Genomic DNA, 11,810 nt, shown 5'->3' on the forward strand with positions numbered 1-11,810 from the left:
CCTCCGGCGAAGTGGTCCGGACGTACGCGAAAGGATTTCTGACTGTCCGTCAGATCCAGTCGTCGTGTCAAGGTCACCGACCACACGCACACATGCCTGTGCGGCGGCGCCGAAGCACCGCCGCACAGGCAGTCGTTCACCCCGCAGCACAGACCCCCATCAGGCCGCGCTGTACTACCAAAGCTCGGTGAAGTTCACCGCGACGTTCTCGTTGCCCTGCTGGATGGCGGTGTCGTCCGAGCCGTTCACGCTGGCGGTGTTGTTCTGGTTCGAAGCACCGGCACCCGTCGCCACCTGCTGCGTGGTGGTGGAGTTGCCGTTGTTCGTGCCGCCTACGCCGGTGCCGTTCTGCGTGGCAACGGTCGCGTTCGATCCGTCGTCCGCGAAGGAACCGTTGTCGGCGGTGGCAACACCCGTGAAGAGGGCGGCCGCGAGGGGCAGGGCGGCGACAGCGGCGATGACGCGGGCGGTACGGATACGTGCCATGTCAATTCCTCCAGGAACTGTTAAGTACGGCTTTTTCCGAGGAAGTTGGCCGACTGCCTCGGTACTGGTGACGACGTCGCGACATCAGATTGACCTACCGAATCCCCGGCGAACCACCCACCACGCCCTTATTCGCTCGCAAGCGTGAGGTTTTATCGATAAACCCCCAACCTCACCCCAAAACCGCCATCGATCGGCCAAATGGCCCATGAAGCCCAGTAACCCCACAAGGAGAACCGTTCCGGCAGATTTTCGGCCAACTTTCCGGCTTCCCTTGTTCGAACATTCGTACGACTATGGAGTCATGGCCACTCCCGACCGGCTCACCGCCACACTGGCCCTCGCACACGCCCTCTCGGCGGCGGAGCGCGGCCTCCCCGTCATCCCGTTGTCCCGCACCAAGCTGCCGGCGCTGCCCTCGCCGCACCGCGAGGAGCCTCCTGCGGAAGGCGGACCCTGCCGAGGCGCCTGCGGCTTCCCCGGCCACGGCGTCCACGACGCCTCCACCGACCCCACGGTCGTGCGCGCCCTCTTCGCCGCCGCCCCCTGGGCCACCGGTTACGGCATCGCCTGCGGCCGTCCCCCGCACCACCTCATCGGCATCGACCTGGACACCAAGCACGGAGCGGACCCCCTCGCCGCCCTCCAACGCCTGGCCGAGGAAAACGACTTCACCGTCCCCACCACCCTCACCGTGCTCACCCCCTCCGGCGGCCGCCACCTCTGGCTGTCCGGTCCGCCCGGCGTCACGGTGCCCAATTCCGCGAGCCGCCTCGCCCCCGGCATCGACGTCCGCGGCACCGGCGGCTACCTGGTCGGCCCCGGCTCCCTGACGTCGCACGGCGTCTACCGCCTGGCCCCGGGCACGGCCCACCTCCCGGCCGCCCCCTGCCCACCGCCCCTCCTCACACTCCTCACCCCGGAACGCCCAGAGCGCCCGGAGCGCCCCGATCACCCACCACCCCCGTCATCCCCGTTATCCCGTACGAACGACGGCCACGGCCTCGTAGAGTTCGTCCGCACCGCCCGCGAGGGCCAGCGCAACACCCGCCTCTTCTGGGCCGCCTGCCGCGCCTACGAGAACGGCCTGGGCCCCACCCTCACCGCCCCCCTCACCGAAGCCGCCCTCCACACGGGCCTCACCCTCCCGGAGATCCGCTCCACCCTGGCCTCGGCCGCCCGCCTCACCGCGGGCACGAAGGCATGACCCTCACCTCGTCACCGCCCCCGGACATGCGAACGGCCCCCGACCGTTTCCCCGGTCGGGGGCCGTGCACCTGCGGTGGGTGTGGGATTTGAACCCACGGTGACATCGCTGCCACGACGGTTTTCAAGACCGTTCCCTTAGGCCGCTCGGGCAACCCACCCTCGCATCACCCCACCTGGGGCGACGCGAGGACAGCCTAGCCGGTCAGCCGTCGCCCTCGCGTGCCTGGAGGGTTACTTCTGCGGTGGACTCCTTGCCGCCGCGCGTGTAGGTCAGTTTGACCTTGTCGCCGGGCTTGTGGGTCCAGATCTCGCTGATCAGGGTCGGACCGCTGTCGATGACGCGGTCCTCGAACTTCGTGATGACGTCGCCGGGCTTGAGACCGGCCGCGGCGGCCGGGCCGTTCGGGGTGACGGCCGGGGTGTTGCCCGTGCCCGCCTCTGCGATCTTCGCGCCGTCGCCCTTCTGGTCCATCGAAACCGTGGCGCCGATCATCGGGTAGACCGGCTTGCCCGTCTTGATGAGCTGCTCGGCGACCGTCTTGGCCTGGTTGATCGGGATCGCGAAGCCGAGGCCGATGGAGCCCGCCTGGCCGCCGCCGGATCCGAAACCGCCGCTCGGGACGGACTGGATGGCGGAGTTGATGCCGATGACCGCGCCGCGCGAATCGAGGAGCGGGCCGCCGGAGTTGCCCGGGTTGATGGACGCGTCCGTCTGGAGGGCGCTCATGTACGAGGCTTTGCTGCCCTGGCCGTCGCCCGAGGCCACCGGGCGGTCCTTGGCGCTGATGATGCCCGTGGTGACCGTGTTGGACAGGCCGAAGGGGGCGCCGATCGCGATCGTCGCGTCGCCGACGACGACCTTGTCCGAGTCGCCCAGCGGAAGGGGGTTGAGGTCCCCCGCGTTCTTGAGCTTGAGGACGGCGACGTCGTAGCCCTGGGCGCGGCCGACGACCTCGGCGGCGTACTTCTTGCCGTTGGAGAACGTGACGGAGAGGTCGCCTCCGTTGGCCGCCGAGGCGACCACGTGGTTGTTGGTGAGGATGTGGCCCTGCTTGTCGTAGACGAAGCCGGTGCCGGTGCCGCCCTCGCCGCTGCCGCTCTGCGCATCGATGGTGACGACGGAGGGGAGCGCCTTGCCCGCGACGCCCGCCACGGTGCCCGGGTCGCGCTTGAAGTCCTGCGGGTTGCCCGCTGCGGAGATGGTGGTGGAGCCGCCGGGGGAGTTGGCCTCACGGTTGGCCGCCCAGAAACCGATGCCGCTGCCCACGCCGCCCGCGACCAGCGCGGCGACCAGGACGGCGGCGATCATCCCGCCGCGTCCCTTGCGCCGGGGCTGGGGGGCGTCGGACCCCAGGGGGGCGCCCCAGGGGTCACTGCCGCCGCCACCGCCGTGGTGGGCGTCACCGCCGCCACCCGTGCCGTACGCGTTGCCGTACGCCGGGTACGCGGGCGGCGGCGGGGGCCATGCCGCCCCGGGGGCTGCCTGCTGGTGCGGTTGGGGCTGCGGGTACGGCTGCGCTGCCGGTACTTCGTGTACGGGGGGCTGCGGGGCCGGAGTGTGCGGGGCGGCGGCAGACTGCGGGGCCGGGTGCTGAGGGGCCTGGTGCTGAGGGGCCTGGTGCTGCGGAGCGTGCGGCGCCGGAGGCTGCTGCGCGGCGGGCTGCGCGGGCTGCTGCACGGGGGGCTGCGCGGGCTGCTGCACGGGAGGCTGCGCGGTCACCGGGAGTTCCGCGGTGGGCTCCGGCGCGGGCGCCCTGTCCGCGGGCGCACCGAGTTCCGGCGTGCTCTGATCCGTGGCCGGGACGGGAGACGGCGGTGCGGACGGGGCGGCCGGTACCGCAGTGCCCTCGTTCTCGGTGCTCACAGCTCTCTCCTCGGTTCCGCGTCGTCCTGCTTCTGATGATCCGGCACATTTCGGGGCCCTTCGCCCCCCTGTATGCCTTTTCCCACTGTGCACGTGTGTGCTGTCAGCTTTTCCCACGGCACGTCAGAGCACTGTAAACGGGACCTGTGCGTCCGCCCCTCATCCTTTATTCCGGACTAATGGGACGCATCCGGGAGCGTCCCCGAAGAGGCCGAACGGCCCCGGAATTCCCTCGCGGCATCCCGTTCCTCGCCTGTTTCCCGCCCGTTCCCCACACCGCTTCGCGTACACCTGCCCGCCGTCGGTGACACCATGACGCGGTGACTCACGCACGACAGCAGACCATCCAGGTAGTCGCCCACCGAGGAGCCTCCGAGGAGGCCCCCGAGCACACCCTGGCCGCGTACCGGAAGGCGATCGAGGACGGGGCCGACGCCCTGGAGTGCGACGTGCGGCTGACCGCCGACGGCCACCTCGTCTGTGTGCACGACCGCAGAGTGAACCGTACGTCGAACGGCAGGGGCGCGGTCTCCGCCCTGGAGCTCGCCGACCTCGCCGCCCTCGACTTCGGGTCCTGGAAGGGCATCGAGGAGAGCGGGGAGCGCCCGGACCGCGACCCGGGCCGGGGAGACCTCACCTCCGTGCTGACACTGGAGCGCCTGCTCGAACTGGTCGCGGACGCGGGCCGCCCGCTCCAGCTGGCCATCGAGACCAAGCACCCCACCCGGTGGGCCGGACAGGTCGAGGAGAAGCTGCTGGAGATGCTCCAGCGGTTCGGGCTCGACGGGCCGCCCAAGGAGGCCGGCGCGCCCGCTCCCGTACGGATCATGAGCTTCTCGGCGCGCTCCCTGCACCGGGTGAGCCTCGCCGCCCCCACCATCCCGACGGTGTACCTGATGCAGTTCGTGACGCCCCGGCTGCGCGACGGGCGACTCCCTGCGGGGGCCAGGATCGCGGGGCCCGGCATGCGGATCGTGCGCAACCACCCCGGGTACATCGCCCGCCTGCACCGCGCGGGGCACCGGGTGCACGTCTGGACGGTGAACGAGCCGGAGGACGTCGAGCTGTGCGTGCGCCTGGGAGTGGACGCGATCATCACCAACCGCCCCAAGCAGGTGCTCGCCCAACTCGGCCGCGCCTGACCCCTCGCACCGACCAGGACAGCGCTACGGGGAGTGCTCCGGCGCATCCGTACCGTATTCGATCGTTACGAGTGCATCATTGGCCAACGCTTGGCCGGTTTCCGGTCCAGGCCATTGGGGAATTCACACGGTGGCGTGGGGCGAAGGAGGTCTCGGGGGTGGCGTTGATGGAGGCACAGGAGGTGCCCACGTCGTCGTGCATGGCCATTCCGCATGGCCCTGCCGGCGTGGGGGCGGCAAGACACCAGATGCGTACGGAGTTGCGCACACAAGGGGTGTCTGAATCGGTCGTCGATGATGCAGTTCTGGTCCTTTCCGAACTACTGAGCAATGCCTGCCGCCACGGCAGGCCCTTGGGGGCGACAGAGGTAGGCGACGGGGACGTGCGCGCCGCGTGGGGGGTCGGTCCCACGGGGCGGCTGACCGTGGAAGTGACGGACGGCGGCGGGCCGACCCGCCCTGTTCCGGCCACTCCCTCGGTGACCGCACGGGGCGGTCGCGGGCTGAACATCATCAGCGCGCTCGCCCGTGACTGGGGCGTACGGGACGACAGGGCGTCAGGCGAGGTGACGGTGTGGGTGGTGCTCGAAGAGAGCGACCGGCACAGCGACTTCGCGACGCGCGTCGCGCCTCCGGCGCTGGACTTCGCAGTGCCGTTCGACGATCTGGGCTGACATCGCGGGTCCGCCGCCAGCGCTGGTGCTCGCGGCGGGCCCGTCCTGTTCACCAGCGCTGGTGCTCGCGGCACGAAGGACGTGCTCGCCATTGCGGCTAGGCTCGCGCCGACACCGCACTGCCGCAATGGGAGAAGCACGCATGGCCAAGAAGCGCCCGCAGACCAAGGCCGCCAAGCCGCAGAACACCAGCAACGAGCCCGTGCCGGTGGTCGGGGCGCGCGAGCCCTGCCCGTGCGGCTCGGGCCGCCGCTACAAGGCGTGTCACGGCCGTGCCGCGTCGCACGCCGTGACCGAGCTGGTCCAGCGCCCCTTCGAGGGCCTGGCCGGAGAGTGCGACTGGGTCGCGCTGCGCGAGCTGGTCCCGGCCGCGACGGTCGAACTCACCCTCAAGGACGGGCTGCCCGAGGGCGTCCCCTCGGTGACGCTCGCGACCGTACTGCCGATGGCGTGGCCCGCGCTGCGCCGCGAGGACGGATCGGTCCTCCTCGGGCTCCAGAACGACACCCCCTCCGGTGACCTGAGCCGCGATCTCGCGAACACCCTCCAGAGGGCACTCGTCGCCGAGCCCGGCAACCCGGTCACCGCCGACAAGGCGCCCGCCGACGGGCCTCGCCTCCAGGACCTGCTGGACCCGGACGCCACGTTCGCGCCGGACGTGCACACGGGCTTCGAGTTCTGGGTGCCGGACGCCGACAACGCCAACGCCGAGGTCACCGCCTCCCTGGAGCGCGCCAACGCCGCCGCCATCCCCACCGTACGGCTGACGGGTGTGGACTGCGCCTACTGGTGCGAGACGCCGGAGAAGAACCACCTGCGGTGGGCGATGCCGCACCCCGAGGAGAAGCTCCTCGACGCGCTGGCCCGGCTGCACGCCGCGGGCACCTCGTCGCTGGGCGAGGACACGCGTCTGGTCGGCTCGTTCCGGGCGCACGGAATCATCGTTCCGGTCTGGGACCTGCCGAGCGCGATGACCGCGGAGGAGTGCGAGAAGCCCGCCGCCGCGTTCGCCGAGCGGCTCGCCGAGGCACTCGCGTCGGACGCGCCTCTGACGGCCGAGGAGCGGCGCTCCCGAGGCGGCCTCACCAACCGTCAGGTGACGCTGAGTTGACCCGCCCGGAGGGGCTCCGCGGAGCCCCTCCGTTGCACGTCGCACAACGGGACGGAGCGGGCGCGGTGATTCCGGTCACACCGGGTCGTACTGGCGAGTAAATCCCTGTCTGAATACACGAGATCGAATTTGCGAACAGCGGATCTCTTGTTACCGTTCTAGGAGCCCGGTCGCTGGTGCATCCCCCGTCGCCAGCGACCGGGTCTTTTCGTTCTTACGGCCGCCTTACGGCCCTGCGGACTCCGGTGAGTTGCTCCCCGAGCGCAGCAGCAGGGGACCGTCTCCCGGACTCGCGAATTCCGAAACCGCCGTGTACGTCCCGGCGCCCGCTTCGCCGCCCGCTTCCGCGACCGTCCGCTTCGGCACTCCCTCGCGCGGTGTCTCGCACGATCCCGGCTCGTCCCCCGCACCGACCTCGCAGCGCATCCGTACGGTGCGCCCGGCCGGCCCCATGAGCGTGAGTACGGCGTCGAGTTCCTCCCCCGTGGCGTTGCGGTAGTACGTACGCGCCCAGGTCTCGCCCTTCTCGGTGAGCACACAGGTCTGCGCCTCGACGCCGTCGGGGGAGGACACCTCGGGACCGCACCGGGCCCGCGTGCGCCCCGGTCCCTCCGCGGCGTCCTCCTGTGCCTTCGGGTCGTCCGTCACGGGAGCGGCGTGACCCTTCTCGGGTTCGGCCGGAGATCCGGCCGGCCCTGCCGAGGCTCCCGCGAACGGCAGCAGAACGGTGAACACCACGACGGCCGAAAGTCCGATCATGCGGATATTCAAGGGAGTCCCACCTGTCAACTGCCGGGGAATTCGTGACGGTGGGCCGAAGATATCGACGGATGGGGCGCGACTTGTCGGCCGCGCGCCCAATTCCGCTGAACTCGCGCCGTCTCACACCCTTACGAGTGAGCGGCGCACGGCGGTTAACGCCTCTCCCGCGCTCCGTGCGCGCTTCCGCAACGCGCCTGCGTGACACCACGGGCGCAGCTTCCGCAGCCGCGCCCGCGCCTTCAGTACGCCAGCCTGCTGCCGCCGCCCGGGGCACCACTGCTGGCCACCACCAGGGCGTCCAGCACGGTCTCCACGTCCGGCAGCCAGGGGAGCCCGTCCCCGTCGAGCGTCGGCCGCCGCTCCCAACGCACCTGTCCCGCACCGGTTTCGGCGGGCGGCAGCACCAGATAGCCGCCGTCGCCGTGGAACCTCAAAGAAGAGGGCACCCGGTCCTTCGCGTACAGGAGTTCACCGAGCCGCTCCAGGGAGTACGGGGAGACCAGGAGCGACCACCGGGTGGGCGTCGCCACCACGGGACCCAGCCGCACTCCCATCCGGTCGAGTGCCACCAGCGCCCGCGCGCCCGCCAGCGCCGGGAGACTGAGCGCACAGGGGGCGCGGCCGCCGGTGGCGAGCACCACCGGTGCGTCCGGTCGCTTCTCCCACCACCAGCGCACCATGCGCGCATCGGTGGTGGCTGCCATCAGCCCGGGGTCGAAAGGGTGCGCGCCGGGCACCACGCACTCGGGATCGGGGCAGGCGCAGCGCTTCGCCGCACCCGCGCGGCCGCCGGCCGCCGTCAGCCCCACTCCCGGGAGCACCGGCCACTGCCACGCGGTGGCGCAGGTGAGCGCCGTACCGGGCAGAACTGGCCGCTCGCTTCGCCGGAACCGGAGCCTGCGTCGCCTTCCGAGGATCTCGCGCATGAGCGCTCGTTCCTTTCCGTTGAACGCCGAGGTCCACATGACACCATGTGTGCATCACTTGACTGCGTGTACTGGGGACGTACTCACTGCGCGTACTGGTAGACGTACAGAGCCTCTGAACAGCCTGCGGTACGGCAGCCCCACAGGGGCCGAGCGCGGAACGTGGCGAGGGGTGGCGCGCACAGGGCGCTTCCCCGTCCCCAGGGGACGTCGCCAGATCTTCCGGTGGTGCTGATCCCTGGTGCTTGACGGTCCATGACCGCCACTCGGTGACGGCGCCCGGCCCACAGCGGATAGGACGCCTGCGCCCGCCGCCGGGTTCCGGGTCGACGACAGCGGCACGGCCGCGGTCCCCCGGTCATCACGGAGTCAGATACCCAGCGCGGCTTGATATGACGCGCTGTCGAACGCCCCCAGTCGACCGCAAATGTGTGTACGGGGCTGCGTTTTCACGCCAAGTACGTGTTCCCTCGTTTCCCCAGGGACACCATCAATCCCGCCAGGACAATGCTGGACATCGCCTTACATGTGCGTGTAGATGTGGATCTATTGATAGCGGCGCAGAATGACATGGGGGTTTGCGATGCTATTGAGCACTACGCACCAGGTGGAAAGCCGGCTGACATGAGCGCCCCGAACGTGCCGAAAGTGGCCGGAATCGATCCACTGGTTCCGCCCCCCGCGCAGACTCCCGCGCCTGCGGGAGCAGTGATCCAGGACCGGCTGGCGGGCTGGGTCTCCGACCTGACCACTCTTCACGAACTCACCGAACGCCTGGTGGGAACGGGTGCGCTCGACGAGGCACTGCACGAGGTGGTGCGCGCCGGAGCCGCCCTCGTCGGGGCCAGGCGCGGCCTCGCCGTCCTGGAGCCCGCCGACGGCCTCGGGCCCGCCAGTACCGTCGGTTTCGGCCTCGCGCACGCCGACCTCGGTCACATCGAGACCGTGCCGCGCGACGCGACGGCGTACGGCCGCTTCCTCGACGGGACCACCGAACCCGGCGACGGCGGGCCGAGCGCCAGCCCCGATCTGCTGCACGAGGAGGGGCTCGACCCGCTGCACCGCGAGGTGGCCGCGCGCCTCGGGTACGCCGCCAGTTACGCGCTGCCCCTGACCGGTTCCTCGGGGCGGCTCGGCGCGGTCGTCTGGCTGTACGACGAACCCGCCGAGCCGGTGGAGCGTCAGCGGCACCTGGTCGGGCTCTACGGCAGGTACGCGTCCGAGCACCTGACCCGGCTGCTCGAACTGGAGCGGGCACGCACCCACGCGAGGACGCTCGTCGAGGAGCTGCTGCCGAGCCGCCTGCCCCGGGTCTCCGGCGTACAGCTGGCCGTACGGCACCGGACCGGGCCGCGCGGCGGGGGCGACTGGTACGACGCGCTGCCGCTGCCCGAAGGGGCGCTCGGCCTGGTCGTCGGCTCGGTCACCGGGGCGGGGCCCAGCGCGACCGCCGCCATGGGACGGCTGCGGGCGAGCCTGCGGGCGTACGCCGTCATAGAGGGCGAGGACCCGGTCGCCGTGCTCTCCGATCTGGAGCTGCTGATGCGGCTGACGGAGCCCGCGCGCTCGGCCACCGCCCTGCTGGCGTACTGCGAACCCGCCAAGCGGAAGATCGTGCTCGCCGGGGCGGGGCACACACCGCCGCTGATCATCGGCGAGCGGCGCACGGAGTACGCGGAGACGTCGCTGTCGGCACCGCTGGGGATGCTGTCCTGCTGGGAGGCGCCCAGCGTGGAGATCAGCCCGAAGCCGGGCGAGACCGTGCTGCTGTACACCGACGGGCTGCTGCACCGCACCGGGGAGCCGATGGACCGGGCGTTCGCGCGGCTGCACGCGGCGGCGGTGGGCGTGCCGAAGGCGATCCGGGACGACCCGGGGGCGATCGCCGACCACGTGCTGCGGACGGTGCTGCCGGACGGGCTGGACGAGGTGGACTCGGCGGAGGACATCGTGCTGCTGGCGGCACGTTTCGACTGAGGTCGTCTGAGGTCGTCCCTTGTCCGGGAATGATTTCTCACAGTTATCCACAGGCTGGGGAACGTTCGACCGCACGGACATACGATGGAGGGCCAGGAGGCGGGAAACCCCTGGCCCTGTGTCGTATGAGGAGACGTGTCGTGTCTGAGGAGCTCAAGCCGGAGACCCCGGAAATCGTGGATGGCGAGACTGAGGCCACCGAGGAAGAGCCCATCAAGCAGCGCAAGAACGGGCTGTACCCGGGACTGTCCGACGAGCTCGCCGAGAACATGAAGTCCGGCTGGGCCGACACCGAGCTGCACGGCCTGGAGCCGATCGCGCAGGCGTCGCACACCGCCGCCCGCCGCGCCGCGCTCTCCGCGCGCTTCCCGGGCGAACGCCTGGTGATCGCCGCGGGCAACCTCAAGACGCGTTCCAACGACACCGAGTACGCCTTCCGCGCCTCCACGGAGTACGCGTACCTGACCGGTGACCAGACCCACGACGGCGTCCTGGTCCTGGAGCCGACCGAGACCGGGCACGACGCGACGGTCTACCTGCTGCCGCGCTCCAACCGGGAGAACGGCGAGTTCTGGCTGGACGGCCAGGGCGAACTGTGGGTCGGCCGTCGGCACTCCCTCGCCGAGGCCGAGCAGGTGCTGGGCCTGCCCGCCAAGGACGTCCGCGAGCTGCCGCAGGCGCTGCGCGAGGCCACCGGCCGGGTCCGCAACGTCCGAGGGCACGACGCGGGCATCGAGGCCGCACTCGCCGACAAGGTCACCGCCGAGACGGACGAGGAACTGCGCGTCTACCTCTCCGAGGCCCGTGTGGTGAAGGACGCCTTCGAGATCGGCGAGCTCCAGAAGGCCGTGGACTCCACCGTCCGCGGCTTCGAGGACGTCGTGAAGGTCCTCGACAAGGCCGAGGCGACCTCCGAGCGCTACCTGGAGGGCACGTTCTTCCTGCGCGCCCGCGTCGAGGGCAACGACATCGGCTACGGCTCCATCTGCGCCGCGGGCCCGCACGCCACCACCCTGCACTGGGTGCGCAACGACGGCGCGGTGCGCTCCGGCGACCTGCTGCTGCTCGACGCCGGCGTGGAGACCCACACCCTCTACACAGCCGACGTGACGCGCACGCTGCCGATCAACGGCACGTTCTCGCCGCTCCAGAAGAAGATCTACGACGCGGTGTACGAGGCCCAGGAGGCCGGCATCGCGGCGGTCAAGCCGGGTGCCTCGTACCGTGACTTCCACGAGGCCGCGCAGCGCGTGCTCGCCGAGAAGCTCGTCGAGTGGGGCCTCGTCGAGGGCCCGGCCGAGCGGGTCCTGGAGCTGGGCCTCCAGCGCCGCTGGACCCTGCACGGCACCGGCCACATGCTGGGCCTGGACGTTCACGACTGCGCCGCCGCGCGCCGCGAGGCGTACGCCGACGGCACCCTGGAGCCGGGCGTGTGCCTGACCGTCGAGCCGGGCCTGTACTTCCAGGCCGACGACCTGACGGTGCCGGAGGAATACCGGGGCATCGGCGTCCGGATCGAGGACGACATCCTGGTCACCGAGGACGGCAACCGGAACATGTCGGCGGCGCTGCCGCGCCGGTCCGACGAGGTCGAGGCGTGGATGGCGGCGACGAAGGCCGCCAAGTAGGTCCCGTACTGGCACGGGACGTGCACGGGTG

10 protein-coding genes and 1 tRNA gene are annotated in these 11,810 nt (G+C 70.9%); 6 read left to right on the plus strand and 5 right to left on the minus strand.

Going from position 1 to position 11,810, the window contains the following annotated elements; all coding sequences use genetic code 11:
* Positions 1-174: 174 nt before the first annotated feature.
* Positions 175-486 carry a hypothetical protein gene (locus tag OG897_RS00615; protein ID WP_266651767.1) on the minus strand — a complete coding sequence of 104 codons (312 nt, stop codon included), beginning with the start codon at positions 484-486 and terminating at the stop codon, positions 175-177.
* Between the two features lie 304 nt (positions 487-790).
* On the opposite strand from OG897_RS00615, the gene OG897_RS00620 reads away from it, so the two are divergent.
* Complete coding sequence (locus tag OG897_RS00620) at positions 791-1,693, plus strand: bifunctional DNA primase/polymerase (RefSeq protein WP_266651769.1); 903 nt, start codon at positions 791-793, stop codon at positions 1,691-1,693.
* Positions 1,694-1,766: 73 nt separating this feature from the next.
* Here OG897_RS00620 and OG897_RS00625 read toward each other — a convergent pair.
* A tRNA-Ser gene (locus OG897_RS00625) sits at positions 1,767-1,853 on the minus strand.
* 44 nt (positions 1,854-1,897) lie between these two features.
* Entirely contained in the window at positions 1,898-3,559 is a 1,662-nt protein-coding gene (locus OG897_RS00630) for a S1C family serine protease (RefSeq protein WP_266651771.1), read from the minus strand.
* 320 nt (positions 3,560-3,879) lie between these two features.
* On the opposite strand from OG897_RS00630, the gene OG897_RS00635 reads away from it, so the two are divergent.
* The 3 genes from OG897_RS00635 to OG897_RS00645 all read left to right on the plus strand — a co-directional run bounded on the left by OG897_RS00635 (position 3,880) and on the right by OG897_RS00645 (position 6,486).
* Complete coding sequence (locus OG897_RS00635) at positions 3,880-4,701, plus strand: glycerophosphodiester phosphodiesterase (protein WP_266651773.1); 822 nt, start codon at positions 3,880-3,882, stop codon at positions 4,699-4,701.
* A 71-nt stretch (positions 4,702-4,772) separates the two neighbouring features.
* Complete coding sequence (locus OG897_RS00640) at positions 4,773-5,375, plus strand: ATP-binding protein (protein ID WP_266651775.1); 603 nt, start codon at positions 4,773-4,775, stop codon at positions 5,373-5,375.
* 142 nt (positions 5,376-5,517) lie between these two features.
* The gene (locus OG897_RS00645) at positions 5,518-6,486 is read left to right on the plus strand and encodes a DUF5926 family protein (RefSeq protein WP_266651777.1); all 969 of its coding nucleotides are present in this window, start codon (positions 5,518-5,520) and stop codon (positions 6,484-6,486) included.
* A gap of 225 nt (positions 6,487-6,711) precedes the next feature.
* Here the strand turns inward: OG897_RS00645 and OG897_RS00650 are convergent, their stop codons facing one another.
* Both OG897_RS00650 and OG897_RS00655 read right to left on the minus strand, forming a co-directional pair.
* Positions 6,712-7,245, minus strand: a complete 534-nt coding sequence (locus OG897_RS00650; RefSeq protein WP_323187951.1) for a hypothetical protein — start codon at positions 7,243-7,245, stop codon at positions 6,712-6,714.
* A 242-nt stretch (positions 7,246-7,487) separates the two neighbouring features.
* Complete coding sequence (locus OG897_RS00655) at positions 7,488-8,174, minus strand: bifunctional DNA primase/polymerase (protein ID WP_266651781.1); 687 nt, start codon at positions 8,172-8,174, stop codon at positions 7,488-7,490.
* A 507-nt stretch (positions 8,175-8,681) separates the two neighbouring features.
* On the opposite strand from OG897_RS00655, the gene OG897_RS00660 reads away from it, so the two are divergent.
* The gene (locus tag OG897_RS00660) at positions 8,682-10,151 is read left to right on the plus strand and encodes a PP2C family protein-serine/threonine phosphatase (RefSeq protein WP_266651783.1); all 1,470 of its coding nucleotides are present in this window, start codon (positions 8,682-8,684) and stop codon (positions 10,149-10,151) included.
* A gap of 140 nt (positions 10,152-10,291) precedes the next feature.
* Entirely contained in the window at positions 10,292-11,779 is a 1,488-nt protein-coding gene (locus tag OG897_RS00665; protein WP_266651785.1) for an aminopeptidase P family protein, read from the plus strand.
* The last annotated feature ends 31 nt before the right edge of the window (positions 11,780-11,810 follow it).

It is taken from the genome of Streptomyces sp. NBC_00237 (genome assembly GCF_026342435.1).
Taxonomy (GTDB): Bacteria; Actinomycetota; Actinomycetes; order Streptomycetales; family Streptomycetaceae; genus Streptomyces.